General features: G+C 59.4%; 18 protein-coding genes. 9 read left to right on the top strand and 9 right to left on the bottom strand.

Translation table 11 applies throughout. The annotated features are described in order from the left end of the window. Positions 1-67 precede the first annotated feature (67 nt). The gene (gene argH / locus ACO1VH_RS02710; RefSeq protein WP_486242244.1) at positions 68-1,462 is read left to right on the top strand and encodes an argininosuccinate lyase; all 1,395 of its coding nucleotides are present in this window, start codon (positions 68-70) and stop codon (positions 1,460-1,462) included. A 221-nt stretch (positions 1,463-1,683) separates the two neighbouring features. Then, on the top strand, positions 1,684-2,028 hold the full coding sequence (locus tag ACO1VH_RS02715) for a low affinity iron permease family protein (protein ID WP_486242245.1): 345 nt from the start codon (positions 1,684-1,686) through the stop codon (positions 2,026-2,028). A 96-nt stretch (positions 2,029-2,124) separates the two neighbouring features. Here the strand turns inward: ACO1VH_RS02715 and ACO1VH_RS02720 are convergent, their stop codons facing one another. Both ACO1VH_RS02720 and pmbA read right to left on the bottom strand, forming a co-directional pair. Next, positions 2,125-3,204: a TRAP transporter substrate-binding protein gene (locus ACO1VH_RS02720; RefSeq protein WP_486242246.1), complete on the bottom strand. Its 1,080-nt coding sequence runs from the start codon at positions 3,202-3,204 to the stop codon at positions 2,125-2,127. 111 nt (positions 3,205-3,315) lie between these two features. Next, entirely contained in the window at positions 3,316-4,680 is a 1,365-nt protein-coding gene (gene pmbA / locus ACO1VH_RS02725; RefSeq protein WP_486242248.1) for a metalloprotease PmbA, read from the bottom strand. A gap of 86 nt (positions 4,681-4,766) precedes the next feature. Between pmbA and yjgA the strand changes: the two genes are divergently transcribed. From yjgA to ACO1VH_RS02745, 4 genes are all read left to right on the top strand, one after another. Continuing rightward, positions 4,767-5,366 carry a ribosome biogenesis factor YjgA gene (yjgA, locus tag ACO1VH_RS02730; RefSeq protein WP_486242249.1) on the top strand — a complete coding sequence of 200 codons (600 nt, stop codon included), beginning with the start codon at positions 4,767-4,769 and terminating at the stop codon, positions 5,364-5,366. Further along, positions 5,344-5,958 carry a molybdopterin adenylyltransferase gene (mog, locus tag ACO1VH_RS02735; protein ID WP_486242839.1) on the top strand — a complete coding sequence of 205 codons (615 nt, stop codon included), beginning with the start codon at positions 5,344-5,346 and terminating at the stop codon, positions 5,956-5,958. The genes yjgA and mog overlap by 23 nt, the downstream gene beginning before the upstream one ends. Before the next feature lie 92 nt (positions 5,959-6,050). Next, a complete protein-coding gene (locus ACO1VH_RS02740; protein ID WP_486242251.1) occupies positions 6,051-6,377 on the top strand; it encodes a hypothetical protein in 327 nt (108 codons plus the stop codon). Between the two features lie 16 nt (positions 6,378-6,393). Beyond that, positions 6,394-7,056, top strand: a complete 663-nt coding sequence (locus ACO1VH_RS02745) for an alpha/beta hydrolase (RefSeq protein ID WP_486242253.1) — start codon at positions 6,394-6,396, stop codon at positions 7,054-7,056. A 191-nt stretch (positions 7,057-7,247) separates the two neighbouring features. Here ACO1VH_RS02745 and ACO1VH_RS02750 read toward each other — a convergent pair whose 3' ends face one another. Beyond that, positions 7,248-7,796 (bottom strand): bactofilin family protein, encoded by a 549-nt coding sequence (locus tag ACO1VH_RS02750; protein ID WP_486242254.1) that lies wholly within the window; start codon positions 7,794-7,796, stop codon positions 7,248-7,250. Between the two features lie 426 nt (positions 7,797-8,222). On the opposite strand from ACO1VH_RS02750, the gene ACO1VH_RS02755 reads away from it, so the two are divergent. Continuing rightward, a complete protein-coding gene (locus tag ACO1VH_RS02755; RefSeq protein ID WP_486242256.1) occupies positions 8,223-9,305 on the top strand; it encodes a YjgN family protein in 1,083 nt (360 codons plus the stop codon). A gap of 13 nt (positions 9,306-9,318) precedes the next feature. Further along, positions 9,319-10,317, top strand: coding sequence for a M48 family metallopeptidase (locus tag ACO1VH_RS02760; RefSeq protein WP_486242257.1), 999 nt, complete (start codon positions 9,319-9,321; stop codon positions 10,315-10,317). 100 nt (positions 10,318-10,417) lie between these two features. On the opposite strand, the gene ACO1VH_RS02765 is transcribed toward ACO1VH_RS02760, so the two are convergent. From ACO1VH_RS02765 to ACO1VH_RS02790, 6 genes are all read right to left on the bottom strand, one after another. Beyond that, a complete protein-coding gene (locus ACO1VH_RS02765) occupies positions 10,418-10,993 on the bottom strand; it encodes an elongation factor P (RefSeq protein ID WP_486242259.1) in 576 nt (191 codons plus the stop codon). A 103-nt stretch (positions 10,994-11,096) separates the two neighbouring features. Beyond that, positions 11,097-12,269, bottom strand: a complete 1,173-nt coding sequence (gene earP, locus ACO1VH_RS02770) for an elongation factor P maturation arginine rhamnosyltransferase EarP (protein ID WP_486242260.1) — start codon at positions 12,267-12,269, stop codon at positions 11,097-11,099. 23 nt (positions 12,270-12,292) lie between these two features. Continuing rightward, entirely contained in the window at positions 12,293-13,852 is a 1,560-nt protein-coding gene (locus tag ACO1VH_RS02775; RefSeq protein ID WP_486242261.1) for a DHA2 family efflux MFS transporter permease subunit, read from the bottom strand. Positions 13,853-13,854: 2 nt separating this feature from the next. Next, complete coding sequence (locus ACO1VH_RS02780) at positions 13,855-15,132, bottom strand: EmrA/EmrK family multidrug efflux transporter periplasmic adaptor subunit (RefSeq protein WP_486242263.1); 1,278 nt, start codon at positions 15,130-15,132, stop codon at positions 13,855-13,857. Then, positions 15,129-16,649: an efflux transporter outer membrane subunit gene (locus ACO1VH_RS02785; protein WP_486242265.1), complete on the bottom strand. Its 1,521-nt coding sequence runs from the start codon at positions 16,647-16,649 to the stop codon at positions 15,129-15,131. The genes ACO1VH_RS02780 and ACO1VH_RS02785 overlap by 4 nt, the downstream gene beginning before the upstream one ends. A gap of 19 nt (positions 16,650-16,668) precedes the next feature. Beyond that, the gene (locus tag ACO1VH_RS02790; protein ID WP_486242267.1) at positions 16,669-17,154 is read right to left on the bottom strand and encodes a MarR family winged helix-turn-helix transcriptional regulator; all 486 of its coding nucleotides are present in this window, start codon (positions 17,152-17,154) and stop codon (positions 16,669-16,671) included. A 223-nt stretch (positions 17,155-17,377) separates the two neighbouring features. Here ACO1VH_RS02790 and ACO1VH_RS02795 point away from each other — a divergent pair, with 223 nt between their 5' ends. Then, positions 17,378-18,352 carry a DUF72 domain-containing protein gene (locus tag ACO1VH_RS02795; RefSeq protein WP_486242269.1) on the top strand — a complete coding sequence of 325 codons (975 nt, stop codon included), beginning with the start codon at positions 17,378-17,380 and terminating at the stop codon, positions 18,350-18,352. The last annotated feature ends 32 nt before the right edge of the window (positions 18,353-18,384 follow it).

The raw sequence follows: 18,384 nt of genomic DNA on the forward strand, positions 1-18,384 counted from the left end.
GTCATGGTGTGCAATACGGTACGCAACTCGGTTGCTTTATAATCGCGTATTCCTCAGGAATCCCATTATGACAGCACAACTTTCCAAGAAAAGCGAGGCCTGGTCGGCGCGTTTCAGCGAACCGGTATCCGATCTGGTCAAGCGCTATACCGCATCGGTCTTCTTCGACAAGCGTCTGGCCGACGTCGACATCCAAGGTTCGCTCGCGCACGCCGAGATGCTGGCGCATCAGAAAATCATCAGCCAGCAGGACTATGAAGCCATCCAGCGCGGCATGGCGCAGATCCGCGACGAGATCGCATCCGGTAAATTCGAATGGCTGCTGGATCTGGAAGACGTGCATCTGAACATCGAGAAACGCCTAACCGAACTGGTCGGCGATGCCGGCAAGCGCCTGCATACCGGCCGCTCGCGCAACGATCAGGTCGCAACAGACATTCGCCTCTACATGCGTGGCGCGATCGACGACATCGTCGGCCTGCTGCGCGAATTCCGTCTTGCGCTGCTCGATCTGGCCGAACAGCATGCCGATACCATTCTGCCTGGCTTCACGCACATGCAGGTGGCGCAGCCGATCACCTTCGGCCACCACATGCTGGCCTACGTCGAGATGTTCAGCCGCGATGCCGAACGCATGCTGGATTGCCGCAAACGCGTCAACCGCCTGCCGCTGGGCGCCGCCGCGCTGGCCGGCACCACCTTCCCGATCGACCGAGAACGCGTAGCAAAGACGCTGGGTTTCGACGATGTCTGCCGCAATTCGCTGGATGCCGTCTCCGACCGCGACTTCGCGATCGAATTCTGCGCCGCTGCCGCACTGGTGATGACGCACATCTCGCGCATGTCGGAGGAGTTGGTAATCTGGATGAGCCCGCGCGTCGGCTTCATCGACATCGCCGACCGCTTCTGCACCGGCTCGTCAATCATGCCGCAGAAGAAAAATCCGGACGTGCCGGAACTGGCACGCGGCAAGACCGGCCGCGTCAACGGCCACCTGATCGCGCTGCTGACACTGATGAAAGGTCAGCCGCTGGCCTACAACAAGGACAATCAGGAAGACAAGGAACCGCTGTTCGACGTGGTCGACACCGTCGTCGATACGCTGCGCATCTTCGCCGACATGGCACGCGGCATCACGGTCAAGCCGGAAGCGATGCGCGCTGCTGCACTGCAGGGCTATGCAACGGCCACCGATCTGGCCGATTACCTGGTCAAGAAAGGCCTGCCGTTCCGCGATGCGCACGAAGCCGTCGCGCTGGCAGTGCGCACCTGCGTCGATCGCGACTGCGATCTCGGCGACCTGAAGCTGGATGAACTGCGTGCGTACTCGACGCTGATCGAACAGGACGTATTCGACGTGCTGACGCTGGAAGGCTCAGTCGCCGCGCGCGATCATGTCGGCGGCACCGCACCGGCACAGGTACGCGCTGCAATCGCAAGGCATCGCGCAGCGCTCGGCTGAGGCGCATGCGCGACACACGAATCCCGCCGCCGGCGGGATTTTTTTTGCCTGCAATCATCTGCATACCTCATATGCGTGCCTCATGTGCATGTCGGCAGTTTCCGACAACAAAATGCGAAGAAATGGAGCACGCACCGGTGCTACGATCCTCTCGACACATCAATCATGCGGAGGCCATGATGCAGGAGACATTTCGCAAGTTTTCGGTCAGGTGCGCCAATATGGTCGGTTCGTCATGGGCTTTCCTGCTGGCGCTTCTGGTGGTGACCGCCTGGCTGATCACCGGCCCCTTGTTTCATTATTCCGATACCTGGCAATTGCTGATCAACACGGGTACGACGATCATCACCTTCCTGATGGTTTTCCTGATCCAGAATGCACAGAACAGGGAAGCGCAATGTACGCAGCTGAAACTGGACGAACTGATCCGCGCCATCGATGGCGCACGCACGCGTCTGGTCAATATGGAAGATCTTTCCGATGCCGATCTGCAAAAACTGAAGGAAGAGTTCAATCGCATCGGCCGCACGACGGGCCAAAGTGCGGTGCCTCCGACACAGACGTGAAAACACAGAGGTAAAGAAGCAGCCATGAAAAAACCCGCAGAGCTTGCGCGCTGCGGGTCATGCGGAGACTGAAACCAGTCGCTATTGCATCGGCGTTTACTTGCGTCCGATCATGAAGTTCTGGATCGGCGCTTCGGCAACCGAATACCATTGGTTCTGGTCAGCACGGAAACGCTTCCACGGTTCGTAGATCTTCTTGAACTTTGGATTCTTTGCCGCTTCCTCGTTCATCACGTCGGTCGCTGCCTTGTAGCAGGCTTCCATGATCGGCTTCGAGAAACCACGCAGCTTGACGCCGTTCTTCAGCAGACGCGCCAGTGCAGCCGGATTGCGTGCATCGTACTGCGCCTGCATGACGACGTGCGCATCATACGAAGCCGCCTCGATGGCTGCCTGATAGGCCTTCGGCAGTTTTTCCCATTCCTTGATGCCGATGTAGAACGACAGCTGCAGGCCGGGTTCCCACCAGCCTGGCGTGTAGTAGAACGGCGCAACCTTGTTGAAGCCGAGCTTTTCATCGTCGTACGGACCGATCCATTCTGCTGCATCGATCGTGCCCTTTTCCAGCGCCGGATAGATATCGCCGCCGGCGATCTGCTGCGGCACCAGACCCAGGCGCTGCATGACGGCACCGGCGAAGCCGCCGATACGCATCTTCAGACCTTGCAGGTCATGCACTTCCTTGATTTCCTTGCGGAACCAGCCGCCCATCTGCGTGCCGGTATTGCCGCCCATGAAATTGATGACGCCGTAATCCTTGAAGAATTCGCGCGTCAGTTCGCGACCGCCGCCCTGATCGAACCATGCTGTCTGCTGGCGCGACGTCAGGCCGAAAGGTACGACTGCGTCGAATGCGAAGGTCGGATCCTTGCCGTAGTAATAGTAGGAAGCCGAATGGCCCATTTCGACAGTGCCCGCCTGCACGGCATCCAGCACTTGCAGTGCCGGCACGATTTCACCGCCTGCAAACGGACGGATGTTGAATTTGCCGTCGGTCAGCTGCGATACGCGCTTGACGAAGGTATCGGCCGCACCATAAATCGTGTCCAGCGATTTCGGGAAGCTCGATGCGAGACGCCAGTTGAGGGCCGGATTGGACTGCGCAAAGCTCGGTGCGGCAATGGCGCCGGCCGATGCGCCGACGGCCGCTTTCTTTAGGAATGAACGACGTTCCATTTTGTCTCCTGAGTAGTTGGACAGCTCTTTGTGTGGCTTTTTGTATCGTGACAGGCGAGGCACTGCGGCATCGCATGCAACGGACATTACCTTACTACGAAATCGCGATTCTTAACTACCGGCAACCACCATATTTTCGATCAGGATCGAACCGGTCTGCTTGGTACCGCGCACCAGCGTATCGGCACCGATGGCCGCGATCTGCATGAACATGTCCTTCATGTTGCCGGCGATCGTGATTTCCTCCACCGGATACTGGATCACGCCCTTCTCGACCCAGAAACCGGAGGCGCCGCGCGAATAATCGCCGGTCACGTAGTTGACGCCCTGGCCCATCAGCTCGGTCACCAGCAGACCGGTATCGAGCTTCTTCAGCATGGCCTTGAAATCGTCGGATGGCTGTGTCAGCGCAGACGTGATCGACAGGTTGTGCGAACCGCCGGCATTGCCGGTCGTCTTCATGCCGAGCTTGCGCGCCGAATAGGTGGAAAGGAAATAGCCCTGCACCACGCCGTCGCGCACCACGTCGCGCCGCGCCGTGCGCACGCCTTCCTCGTCGAATGGCGCAGAGCCGACCGCGCCGATCACATGCGGCTCTTCGACGATCTGCACGTGCGGCGCAAACGCCGCCTTGCCGAGCGAATCGAGCAGGAAAGTCGATTTGCGGTACAGCGCACCACCTGACACCGCCTGCACGAAGGCGCCCAGTAGGCCAGCCGCAAGCGGCGCTTCGAACAGCACCGGGCATTTGCGCGTATCGAGCTTGCGCGCGTTCAGCCGCGCCAGCGCGCGTTCCGCCGCATAGCGGCCGACTGCCTCCGGCTGCGCCAGCTTCTTCGGATCGCGCATTGACGAATACCAGTCGTCGCGCTGCATGTTGTTGCCCCTTCCGGCGATCGGCGCCACCGAAATCGTATGGCGCGAATATGGATAGCCGCCGATGAAACCGCGCGAATTGGCCGCGACAAAATGCGACTGCTGCGCATACACGCTGGCGCCCTCGCTGTTAGTGATGCGCTTGTCGACCGCCAGTGCGGCCGCTTCGCCGCGGCGCGCCAGTTCGACCGCTTCCTCGGTCGAAATCAGCCATGGGTAGCACAGCTTCAGATCCTGCGGATGGCGCTCCAGCATGTCTTCATCCGGCAGGCCGGCGCAATCGTCCTCGGCCGTGAAGCGGGCGATGTTGTAGGCAGCTTCGACGGTATCGCGCAGCGCCTGCGGCGAGAAATCGGATGTGCTGGCATTGCCGCGGCGGATATGGCCTTCCGCACCGAGATAGACGGTGACGCCCATCCCCTTGTCCTTGTTCTGCTCGATGGTTTCCACGCTGCCCTTGCGCACGCTCACCGACAGGCCGTTGCCTTCGTTGATTTCCACTGCCGCGCCGGAGGCGCCCTTTTCCTTCGCGTAACGCAATACGTCCTGCGCGAACTGCTTCAACTGGTCCTGGCTGTGGGTAAATACGGAGTCGCTCATCGGGGTCGTTTCTTCGGGAAAATCGGTAAAGCGGTTATCATAGCAGCCTGTCACAAATCGGCTCGCCGTCTCGAGAAAATCCCATCATGCCCAACTCCAACCGCGGCTCCGTCGGCTTCAGTTCGAACGAATTCGAACAGGAGTACGAACGCCCGTCCAAGTCCGAACTGAAGCGCCAGATGACAGCGCTGCAAAAACTCGGCGAAGAACTGGTCGCCGAACCGCGCGATCGCTTGAAACGCGTGCCGATGCCGGAAGACGTGCGCGACGCGATTCTCGAATGTCAGAGGATCAAAGATCATGAAGGACGGCGCCGCCAGCTGCAGTATGTCGGCAAGGTGATGCGTTCGCTGGAAGAAGACGAGATCGCCGCGATCCGCAAGGTGCTCGACAGCTGGAAAGGGGCGTCGAAAGCCGAAACCGCCGCGCTGCACGCGATCGAACGCCAGCGCGAGAAACTGCTGGCCGACGACAAGGCATTGACCCAATTACTGCAGGACCATCCGCAACTCGATGCACAGCAATTGCGCACGTTGATCCGCAATGCGCGCAAGGAACAGGCCGAAAACAAGCCGCCCAAGGCCTATCGCGAAATTTTCCAGATTCTGAAACAGCTGCAGGCGCCGGCCGCACAACCCACCGACGAGGATGATCAAGAAGACAATGGCGACGAAAAACAATCCTGACGAATTGAAGATCGGCCTGGTATCGATTTCCGACCGCGCTTCCAGCGGTGTCTACCAGGATGAAGGTATTCCTGCGCTGCAAGCCTGGTTCACGGCCGCGCTGACCAGCCCGTGGCAGGCCATTACGCGCCTGGTGCCGGACGAAAAGCCAGCCATCGAACAAGCCCTGATCGAACTGGTCGACAGCGAACGCTGCGATCTCGTCATCACCACCGGCGGCACCGGTCCGGCGCGGCGCGACGTGACGCCGGAAGCGACACTGGCCGTCGGTACCAAGGAAATGCCGGGCTTCGGCGAACAGATGCGGCAGGTCAGCCTGCATTTCGTACCGACCGCCATTCTGTCGCGCCAGGTGGCCGTGATCCGCGAAACCGCCGATCACGCCGCGCTGATCATGAATCTGCCGGGCCAGCCGAAATCGATCAAGGAAACGCTGGAAGGCCTGAAAGACGCCGACGGCAAGCAACTGGTCGGTGGTATCTTCGCAGCCGTCCCCTACTGCATCGACCTGATCGGCGGCCCCTACACTGAAACGAACGATGCCGTATGCAAGGCATGGCGTCCCAAGCATGCGATCCGGCCCAGGCAATAAGCAAAATCTGCTTGCAGTAACAGGGATTACGGGAAAAGCGGTCTGACGGCCGGTGTTATCATTGTTCGCTTTCGTTCGAGACGAGTGTCCGTATGCACCTTGACCACATCATTTCGGAGTTCCGGAATCAACCGCCGGGCACCGATGCGTATCAGAACCTGAAGGACCAGGTTCTGCAATTGACCGGTAACGATCCATCCAACGCGACGGCCTATTTCCTGATCTTTGGTTTCGCGCGATCCTATGTGCTGCTGTACGAGGAAGAAGCGGTTACCGTCGATACCGCCCACGCTGCAAAAGCGCAGATGCTCGACTACCTGGAACGCATACACAAGGCGCTGGGGCTTCCCGCCGAAACCCGCCTGCAGGTCCTGAACGACATTACCACCCACTATCTGAACAGCGCGAGAATATTCTGATTCCCGTGATCTACCCATGACCCTGAAAACCGTCGAACTGCAAACTTCACCGAATCCCACCGTTTCCATCATCTGGATGCATGGCCTGGGTGCCGATGGCAACGATTTCGTCCCCATCGTCAAGGAACTGGACCTGACCGGCTGCCCCGGCATCCGTTTCGTCTTCCCGCACGCGCCCATGCTGCCCGTCACCATCAACGGCGGTCGCATGATGCCGGCATGGTTCGACATCTGGTCCACCGAATTCGGCCGCGACGACGATGAAAAAACCCTGCGCGATTCGCAAGCCGACATCAATGCGCTGATCGAACGCGAAAAGGAACGCGGCATCGCCGCCGACAAGATTCTGCTGGCCGGCTTCTCGCAAGGTTGCGCGATGACGCTGCAGACCGGCTTGCGCCATCCGGAAAAACTCGGCGGCCTGATCTGCCTGTCCGGTTACCTGCCGCTGGAAAATTCCTTCGAAGCCGAACGCAGTGAAGCGAACAAGGCCACGCCGATCTACTACGGCCACGGCATTGGTGATCAGGTAATTCCGATCACGCGCGCCCAGCATTCGCTGGCGCTGCTGCAGAAGCTCGGCTACGACGTCGAATGGCACGAATACAACATGCCACATTCGGTCTGCATGGAAGAGATCAACGACATCAGCAGTTTCCTGCAGCGCATCCTGAAGTAATCCAGCCTGCCGGTAGGTCGCCGCAAATCGACCGCTCGTAAAAAAGCACGCAACCGTTTCCGGTGCGTGCTTTTTTATTGCGCAGGTGCGTCGCCTCAGGTTGCGAAGCGCACAGCAACACTCAGGAGCCATCGCAAACGGCGACTCCTAAAAGATTACAGGCAAGCGGCAAGACAGCCGCTTGCGCGGCGTCAGGCGCCCTTGGCGACGGACAGATTCTTCGCCGCAGACGACGCAGTACCTACCTGCACGTCGCCGGCCAGCTGACCGCCTTCTTCAATCACCACGTTGCCGTAACGAATCTTGCCCGAGACCTTGCCCGACGCGTAGATCACCAGTTTCTGGCGCACCGTCAGGTCGCCATCGAACTCACCGTGGATTTCCGCGATGTCGATGCCGGCCGATCCCTTGAACGAACCGTTCTTGGCGATCTGGATCACGCGCGAATCCATCGTCGCCTCGACGAAGCCTTCGACGACCAGCGTGTCGCAATCGGTGATTTCGACGCCCTTCAATTTGATGTTGGGACCGACGATCAGCTTGCTGCCGACTTCATTGGTGGTCGATGTGGTTTGCTGCTGCATGCTGTTCAGGCCGCCCGATGAAACGGACGACTTGTTGAAGCCGTTGCCGGCGGAACTGCCGGGTGTATTGAGTACCGAAGATGCGTGGGTTGAACCGAGTGGCGGGTTAGGCGAATTGGTGTCGCGCTTGCCAAAGAGCGTATCGGAACGAAGCATGAAGTCTCCTGAGTGATGTCGATTTGTCGCAATGACGAGATAAAGCAGATCGCGCGTGCCCCGCAAAATTGTGTCGGCCACGCAGAACCGCCACACCGGAAGACAGGATATGCACGCATCGATTTTTGCACCCTGGAAATGCGCTGCATGCGTGACTTTCCAGAGGGAAAATCACGCACAACGCAAAACCTTCGCTTGGTTCGTCGAAGCTTGCGAAAGTTCGTATTTGTTACATTTTTTGTAAAATTTGTTCTGCCTAAATTTTAGGCAATCATCAAAAGAAGTCTCACAATTGTGCTGCCGGGAAATCCTTGTTCGGCAACATGAGGAACAATCGCGCACATCCCATGCATGTGGCTTGACAAGCAATTACCGGCAGGTAATGCTGCGCGGGCGTCAAACAAGAATAATTCTCAGGGAGCCAGCATGATCGAATCATCCGTTTCCGCCGTACCCGCTTCGCCCTTTTCCGACGAGCCGCAACGTTTTACCTTCAGCGGCACCGGCAGCGAATATTTCCGCATCTGGATCGTCAACCTGCTGCTGTCCATCGTCACGCTGGGGATCTATTCTGCGTGGGCCAAGGTACGCCGTACCCGCTATTTCTACGGCAGCACGCAGGTCGCCGGCAGCAGCTTCGAATACCACGGCAATGCGGTCGCCATCCTGAAGGGACGCATCGTCGCCTTCGTCCTGATCGTGCTCTACAACATCGCTTTCGAGATTTCCGATCTGGTCGGCCTACTGTCGATCGCTGCACTGCTGATCGTCGCACCATGGCTGATCTGGCGCAGCCTGCAATTCAAGCTGTATAACACCAGCTATCGCGGCATTCGTTTCGGCTTCCGCGGCGACGGCAAAGGCATCTATACCGCCTTCCTGCTGTGGCCGCTGCTGGCGATAGCCACGGTTTATCTGGCCGCGCCTTTTGCGCATCAGCGCATCAAAAAATATCAGCACGAACAAAGCCGCTTCGGCGCCACGCATTTCTCGTTTGACGGCACGGTCGGCCGCTTCTATATCGCTTATCTCATCGTGTTCGCAATCTGGCTGGCGGGTATCGTGGCCATCTCGGTGACGCTGGGCGGCGCGCTGTTTGCCGCCGTCGCCGGCGGACTCGATCGCCAGGCATCGTCAAACGCCGGCACGTTCGCCATCTTCACTTTCCTGCTGGTGCTATATACGTGGATGTTCATCCTCATCCCCATCTTCGCCACGTTGATCCAGAACCTGATCTGGAATCACACCCAGCTCGGGCCGCATCGTTTCACCAGCGAGATGAAATGGACACGCATGGCTTTCATCGCCATCACCAATATCATCGGCATCATTTGCACGCTCGGCCTGTTCCTGCCGTTCGCGACGATCCGCGCAATGAAATACCGTGTCGAATCGATGACGCTGCTGCCCGACGGCAGCCTTGATCATTTCATCGCCGCTGAGCAGGAACAGGTTTCCGCTACTGGCGAAGGCATGGCCGATCTGCTCGACTTCGATCTTTCGCTGTGATGATGGAACAAGTGTGACAAAGGCAATCCCGGCACTCTATTTCGACGGCAGGACATCGCGCGTGCACCGTGTGATGCTGTCCGTCGAAGACGGCATCGCCACCATCGACGGCGACGTGCAGCGCGGTTGTGCAATCGATCAACTGCGCGTTTCAGAACGCGTGCGCCATGCGCCGCGCAAGGTCACTTTCCCGGACGACGCCTATCTGGAAATTCAGGACACGCAGGCTTTCGATGCATTGCTGTCCGCCACCGGTCATCGCGATTCGACCGTGGTGCGCATGCAGCAAAGCTGGCGCGGCGCGCTGGCCGCCTTCGTCGCCACGGCCATCGTGCTGGTGCTTGCCTATCTGTACGCCCTGCCGCTGGCGGCCGAAGCCATCGCGAAAGTGCTTCCAGCCAGCACGGAACGCACGATCAGCCGCGGCATGCTGAGTTTCCTCGACAAACGGCTGCTGGCGCCAAGCGCGCTGCCACCGGCACGGCAGGCTGCCATCGTCGCCCACTTCAAATCGTTGACCGCGCCACAGGCCGATGCACCGGACTATAAGATCGTGTTCCGCAAGAGCCGCATCGGTCCGAATGCCTTCGCATTGCCATCCGGCGAGATCGTGCTGACCGATGAACTGGTGGCGCTGATGGACAACGACGATCAGATCGCCGGCATCCTTGCACACGAGCTGGGACATCTGCACGAGCATCACCTGATGCGCCGCGTTGTGCAAAGTTCAGCAATCGGCGCGGCGGCAACCGCCATCTTCGGCGATGCATCGGCCATCGTCGCCAACATTCCGACGCTGCTGCTGGACCTGAAATATTCGCGCGATGCCGAACGCGAAGCGGACGACTACGCGATTGCGATGATGAAGAAGAACGGGATTTCGCTCACGCAGCTGGTCAACGGCTTCGAGAAACTCAAGACGGCAGCCGGCAACGGCGATGAAGTATCACCTTACCTGTCCTCGCATCCGCCGACCGACGAACGCATTGCGCACATCGAGAATGCGCGCTGACCTGTTGCACGTCGGCTATTAGCGCATATTCAGTAAATCACTGAATGCATAAAAAAACGCTGCCCAAGGGCAGCGTTTTTTGTGTGCGATCAATGACTGCTTAGTCGCGCACGACTTTCTTGTATTCGTTGGTGCGCGTATCGATCTCGATGACGTCGCCCTGATCGACGAACAGCGGCACCTGGACGATGTGCTGCTTGCCTTCGATGGCGTTCTCGATCTTGGCTTCCTTCAGCACGTTGCCGGAGGTATTGCCCTTGACGGCCGGTTCCGAATAGACGATCTGGCGCGCGATGATGGTCGGCAGTTCGACAGAGATCGCCTTGCCGTCGTAGAACACGGCTTCGCATTCCATGCCGTCCTTCAGGTAGTTCAGCGCATCGCCGAGGTTTTCCTCTTCAATTTCGTACTGGTTGTACTCTTCATCCATGAAGACGTACAGCGGATCGGCGAAGTACGAGTAGGTCACCGGCTTCTTGTCGAGCACGACGACATCGAACTTGTCGTCGCCGCGGAACACGTTTTCCAGCGGCGCGCTAGTCAGAAGATTCTTCATCTTCCATTTGTAGGTGAAACCGGTACGGCTGGAGCCGTTGACGTCGGAACGCAGCACGATGAAAGGCTTGCTATCCACCATGATGATGTTGCCAACGCGAATTTCTTTTGCGAATTTCATAGAAAGTGATCGTAAAAATGGGGTTGCATGAAGATCATCTGCCGCTACATGGCACGATGGCGCCATCAGCCCGACGTCTGACCGGACGTAAATTAACCGTGCATTATACCTTGTTTTCGCCGGCTTCCGAGCGCAGCGCGTCGGCAAATTTCAACAGATTCGTAGCCAGATCGCCGTTTGCCAGCACCTGCCGCAGCCAGTCTGCTGATCGTTCCTCCATTCCCGGCATCGCGTCTTGAAAATTCGACCACAGTCCCGGCCATTCCGACGGTTCGACGATGACGCCGTTCCAGCGCAGCCACAATGCCGAAAGATCGTCGATGCCGACTGCATAACGCTGCAGGAAGGCGCGCAGCTTTTTGTGATGCAGATTTTCGTCCTGCGGATAGATATGCCAGACGAATGAGCGTCCCGCCCATTGCGCGCGCACGAAGGAATCCTCGCCACGCACGAAATTCAGGCCGCAGGCCCACAGCAACTTGTCGTAATCCTGCTGCGAAACGAATGGAAGCACGCGCACGGTCAGCGCGCCGCGCGTACATGCCATTCCCGGCTTGCCATCCGCGCCGAGAAAATCGCGTACCGTATCGGACGCTACGCCTTCCGGTACCAGACAGGTAACGGGCCGATCGCCGTTTTGCCAAGCGTCGAACAATGCTGCCACCGGCGCATGCGGATAGCAGAACAGTGAAACCTTCAGCGCATCCGCTTCCTGCGGCATCACGCCGAATTGCGCAAGAAACGTCCTCATGGCCGCCACATCGGACTGGAAACGGCGGCGCTCCTCGTCCAGCCCTGTTTCACGCAACAAGCCGCCCGTCTTGTCCGTGAAACCCGGAAAGAAGAAATGCTTGGTCAACGACAGGCGCGGATGCATGGACGGCAGTCGATGGCAGCCTTCCACCCATTCCTCGGCCGTTAGCCCTTCCAGATTCAGCCAGACCGGCCGCGGCGTGCATTGCGCCATCGCTTCGATGTAACCGGGCGGAATATCGCAGGCAAAGAATTCGATGACGATGTCCGCCACGTCTTTCGGCACGAATACACCTTGCTGATCACACCAGTGGCGCACCGTCACGCCGGCAATCTGCTGAACGTCCGTGTCGATTTCGACATCCGGGCAGATGCGCCGGAAGCTGCACAGATCGTCGACCCAGAGCGTAACGGCAATGCCATGCTCGGCTTGCAACTGCCGTGCAAGACGCCAGCAGATGCCGATGTCGCCATAGTTGTCGACGACCTTGCAAAAGAGCGCAAGCGTCATTGCCGTCGTCATCCCTGTTTTTCCTCTGCTGTCCATCAATGCGCTCCGCCCGCGTCCACCGGCGCGGCCGATTTGCTCGGCCTGGTCAGCCAGACGAAACCGATCAGCACCACGAACAGGATGCCCGAAATCCAGAATATATCGGTCGCGCCCAACGTACTGGCCTGCACCGTCATCGTCCGTTCCATCACGGCCCAGGCTTCCTGCTGCGACATGCCGCGCGCCATCAGGCCATCGACCGCCTGCGTGAATGCAAGATTATGCGGGCCCGTATATTCGGCCAGTTGCGCATGGTGCAGGATCGAGCGGTCGTCCCACATCGTCGAGATGATCGACGTGCCCATGCCGCCGAACATGATGCGCACGAAGTTGGACAAACCCGCCGCCGCCGGAATCTTCTCCGGCGGCTGGCCCGACAGAATGATGGACGTCAACGGGATGAAGAACATCGCCATCGCCGCGCCCTGAATCACCGTCGGCACCATCAGCGTGTAGAAATCGACGTTCTCGTTGAACTGCGCGCGCATGAAGAACACCAGCGCGAAGATCAGGAAAGCCATCGTCGCGACGATGCGCGCATCGACCTTCGGCAACATCTTGCCGACGATAGGCGACATGATGATCGCGAGGATGCCGACCGGCGCCATCACCTTGCCGGCTTCGGTCGCCGTGTAGCCGAGCTGCGTCTGCAACCACAGCGGTAGGATCACGAGGCTGCCGAAGAACAGACCGTAGCCGACAGAGATCGCCACCACGCCGCCGCTGAAATTGCGGCCGGCGAACAGCGACAGATCGACCACCGGATGTTTCTCGCCGATTTCCCAGATCACGAAATAGATGAAGGCAACGACAGCGATCACCGCCAGCGCGATCACGATGCCGGAGTTGAACCAGTCGAGTTCCTTGCCCTTGTCCAGCATGACCTGCAGCGAACCGACCCAGATCACCAGCAGGCCGAGGCCGACCTTGTCAATCGGCAGCTTGACCGTCTTGCCTTCACGGTGCTTGTAGATCGACCACGTGGCCCAGGCAGCAAACAGACCGATCGGAATGTTGATGTAGAAGATCCACGGCCACGTGTAGTTGTCCGAAATCCAGCCGCCCAGCAACGGCCCGGCCACCGGCGCCACCAGCGTCGTCATGCCCCAGAACGCTAGCGCCATTCCACTCTTGGCCGGCGGATAGCTGGCCAGCAGCAAGGCCTGCGACAGCGGGATCATCGGCCCCGCAACCGCGCCCTGCAGCACGCGCGCAGCGATCAGGATGCCGATGCTGGGTGCCAGTCCGCACAGCGCAGACGCGATGATGAACAGGATGATCGACGATACGAACAGCTTCACCGGCCCGAAGCGCATCGTCAGCCAGCCGGTCAGCGGCACCGAGATCGCGTTCGACACCGCGAACGACGTGATGACCCAGGTACCCTGCTGCGGCGACACGCCGAGATCGCCCGAGATCGCCGGGATCGACACGTTGGCGATCGACGAATCGAGCACGTTCATGAACACCGCCAGCGACAGCGCCAGCGTGCCCAGTATCAGCGGCGTGCCGGAAAGCGGCGGCAAGCCGCCGGCTTTATTGGGAGTGGCACTCATGGTCAGTGTGCGGCTTGATTGGTCTCGTTCGATTTTGCGGCAGGCACAGGCTTGGCTGCGTTCGTAATGCCTGCAGCATTTGCAGCGCCTGTCTCGCCGTTCGCATTGGCAGCGATGATCTGCGCCACGCGCGCCTCGGCTTCCTTGCCGATATTGTCGAATACGGCGGTTTCATACGCCGGCTCGCTACGCACCGGCTCGGTCGACGTCAGCGACGTGCCTTCCGCATGCGAGACATCCACCGTCACCAGCATCGACAGGCCGACGCGCAACGGCTTGTCCTGCAATTCCTTCGGATCGAGCGCGATACGCACCGGAATGCGCTGCACGACCTTGATCCAGTTGCCGCTCGCGTTCTGCGTCGGCAGTAGTGCGAACGCTGCACCGGTGCCGGCCGACAGGCCGACCACCTTGCCGTGGTATTCCACCTTGCCGCCGTAGACGTCCGATTCCAGCGTCACCGGCTGGCCGATACGCATCTTCGCGACCTGCACTTCCTTGAAGTTGGCATCGACCCACAACGAATTCAGCGGCACGATCGCCAGCAGCGGCGTGCCGGGCGCGACACGCTGGCCGACCTGCACGGAACGCTTGGCGACATAACCGGTGATCGGTGCCGGCAGCGTGGTGCGTGCGTAGGCCAGATAGGCAGCATGTACTTGCGCCGCAGCGGCCTGCACGTTCGGATGCTGCGCGACGGTCGTATGATCGGTCAGCGCCTGATTCGATGCCAGTTGCTTGCGCGTGGCCTGCAGCGAGGCTTCCGCCGTTTCCAGCGTCGTGCGTGCGTGTTCCAGTTCCTCCTTCGACACCGCACCGGTGCCAGCCAGTTGCTGGCGGCGTGCCAGATCGGCACGCGCACGTTCCACTTCCGTACTGCGCTGCGCGATGTTGGCGTTCAGCGTCGCATTGTCGACAAACAGCTTGCGTACTTCACGCACGGTCTGGCCCAGTTGCGCTTCGGCCTGTTCCAGCGCGACCTTGGCATCGCTGCGATCCAGATCGACCAGCGGTTTGCCGGCCTGCACCAGCTCGGTATCGTCGGCATGGATTGCGACCACGGTACCGCCGACCTGCGGCGTCACCTGCACGATGTTGCCGGCGACATAAGCATCGTCGGTATCCTCGAAATGCCGCGCGTAGATGAACCAGTACGCACCGTAGGCGATGGCCAGCAACGCCAGCACAAGCGTCGTAATGATCAGCTGGCGGCGGCGCTTGCCGTTTCCGTTACCGCTTCCATTATCGGTTTTCTGGATTTCCTGATTGGTCGTATTCATGATGCATTGCTCACAGAGGGAGAATCATTGTTCGAAGAAGAATTACCGTCATGCGACAGGCTTTGTGCCCGCGCATCGAAACCGCCGCCCAGCGCCTTGATCAGCGCGATGTGCATTTCGCTGCGGCGCGCCTGCGAATCGAGGTCGATACGTTTCTGGAACAGATAGAACAACTCGGATTGCAGCACCGGCAACATGTTGGTGGTGCCGACACGCTCGCGGTCGCGCGCCAGCTGCAGCGTGTTTGCAGCGGCCTGAGTCGCCAGTTGCTGCTGACGGCTTTGCGCAATCGACGATTGCAGCGATTTCACCTGATCTGCCACGTCATGCAGCGCTTCGGTCAGTGTCTGGTTGTAGGTGGCGACCTGTGCATCGTAATTGGCGACACGCTGCTTCAGACCGCCGCGCAAACGCGTACTGTCGAGAATCGGCACGCTGATCGCAGGGCCGATGCCGGCGACACGACTGCCGCTTTCCAGCAGGTTGTCCAGACCGATTGCAGAGAAGCCGGCGAAAGCAACCAGATTCACATTCGGATAGAACGCCGTCTTGGCCGCATCAATATCTCCTTGTGCGGCTTCCACACGCCAGCGCGCGGCGGTAATGTCGGGACGGCGGCCGAGCAACGCCAGCGGCAATTCATCCGGCAATGCAATCGCCTCTTCCGCCGGCAACGTCGGCCGTGGAATGCGCAGGCCGCGATCCGGCCCCTGGCCCATCAATGCGGCCAGCTGATTGCGAGTCAGCACGATCGCTTCATCCAGCTGCGCCTGCGTGGCACGCAGGCTGGCGAGCAGTTGCCTGATCTGTTCTTCGTCGCTCTGCGTATCGAGTCCGGCGTTGTAGCGCAGGCGCATCAGTTTTTGCAGTTGCTCGCCGACGCCCAGTTGCTGCTGGTTCAGATCGCGTTGTTCGTATTGCTGCGCCAGCTGTACCCAGGCGCGCGCGACGGCCGTCGAAATCACCAGGCGTGCGTTGTACTGCTCAGCCTGTGCTGCCTTGTCCTGCGAGATTGCGCTGCGGAATTCGGCCGCGTGCCGGCCCCAGAAATCGAAGTCGTAGGAAAAATTCAGCGCCAGTTGACTGTCGGTCTTGTACGAACCGGCCAACGGCGGCGGGATGATGCCGTTTTCGGTATAGCGCTGGTAGGTCGCATCGAAGGTCGCCGACCATACCGGATCGCCGTTGGCGCCTGCCACTTCGGCCGCCGCCTTGGCCGCCGCCACGCGTGCCTGCGCCACCTGTAAGCCCGGATTGCCGGCCAGCGCTTCATCGATCAGCGATTGCAGCGACTCGCCGCCGAGTGCGTGCGCCCACGATGCATCCGGCCATTGACCATGCTGTCCCGGCAGCGATTCGGCCGCTGCGTAATTCGCCGGCTGCTGCAGTTGCGCCGACGGCGCGATGCCGTCAAAGCTGGCGCAGGCCGTCAACAGCACGGCGGCGCAACTGGCCGTTACCAGACCGCGGAAAGAGCGCATCGCGCCCGGTATTGGATTGGATAAGGAATGGTTCATCTTGCGTTCCCGCCTGTGATCACTTCGCGTCCTGCTTGCTGCTTTCGGTTGGCACTTCCGTCGCCAGAAACTTGCGCAGCAACGTTTTCAGCAGCGCCACTTCCTCGGCGCTGAAATCGACGAAATTCCGGCTCAGCACCGTGCCGTACAAATTCGGCAGTTGGTCGGCCAATTTGTTGCCCTCTTCCGACAGCTTCAGATTGATGACGCGACGGTCGTTGCGGCACGGCATGCGCACGATCAGGCCGCGTTTTTCCAGCCGGTCCAGCATGCGGGTAATGGATGCGGAATCGATGTAAAGCTCGCGCGCCAGCTCGGCTGCCGTCGAATAATGTCCGGAATACAACATCAGAATGATGCTGCCTTGCGCATGCGTGATGTCGTGCGACGCCAGCACGATGTCGACTGCCTTCGCCAGCTTGATTTGCGAGCGCTTCAGCAGATAGCCGACGCTCTCTTCCACGCACCAGGCCCCGGAGGGAAACATTTTCTTGAAATCCGTCATGATATTTGCCTTGTCAATAACTACCAGGACAATAATTACCTGAACAATTACTGCTTAGGCAGCAATATAGCAGGTTATCCGGATTTGCGCAGGCGACGGCAGGAACTGCGGCAAATCCGCTACACCTGTCGATGGGAACATTTGCGCAGCCTGGCTCTCAACACTGGAGGGAGCGGCGCATGTTGGTTCACTTCACATGCACGCAGACAAACATGGAGAAGCCATGGCATCGATACGTACCGGCATTTCGGGCTGGCGCTACGCCGGCTGGCGCAATGCGTTCTATCCGCCGCAATTGCCGCAGGCGCGCGAACTGGCGTTTGCATCCCGCGCGCTGCAGACGATCGAAATCAACGGCTCGCATTACGCATTGCAGACACCGGCCAGTTATCAGTCCTGGTACGAAGCGACGCCGCCGCAATTCATGTTCAGCGTGAAGGCGCCGCGTTTCATTACGCACATCCTGCGGCTGCGTGGCGAACGGTCTGCAACCGCAATCGCCAATTTTCTCGCCTCCGGTCTTTTCAATCTGCGCGAAAAACTGGGCCCTATCCTGTGGCAGTTCCCGCCCAGCCTGCGCTTCGACCCGGAGTTATTCGAAGTCTTCCTGCAAGGATTGCCGCACGATACCGAAGCCGCCGTCGAAGTCGCAAAACATCACGATGCGCATATCAAGCACGTTTACCTGAAAACGGACCGCAAGCGCCCGCTACGCCATGCCGTCGAAATCCGCCACGCCAGTTTTTGTAACGAAGCGTTCGTTCAAATGCTGCGCAAATACCGCGCCGCGCTCGTGTTTTCAGATTCGACGGCAAACTGGCCCTACGCGGAAGACGTCACCACCGATTTCATCTACATGCGCCTGCATGGCACTGAAACGCTGTACAGCGGCGCCTATTCCGACGACGCGCTCGATTACTGGGCGAAACGGATCAAGACATGGGAAAGCGGCGGCGAACCACGCGATGCGCAACGCATCGTGAATGCGCCGTCACACAAAACAGCTACACACAAGAAGACCGCACGCGACGTCTTCTGCTATTTCGATAATGACCAGAAAGTGCGTGCACCTTTCGATGCAGCACGGCTGGCAAGTCGGCTGCGCGGCAGCAAAGTGGAAAATGACATGGAGGGATTGCAGCATTCGTTGTGGAATGCCGCAGAAATCAGCGATCTGCTGAAAAGAAAACGGCGCTGAAGACAGCGCCGTCGATCATGAAACCAATTGCG

It is taken from the genome of Oxalicibacterium sp., assembly GCF_057353965.1.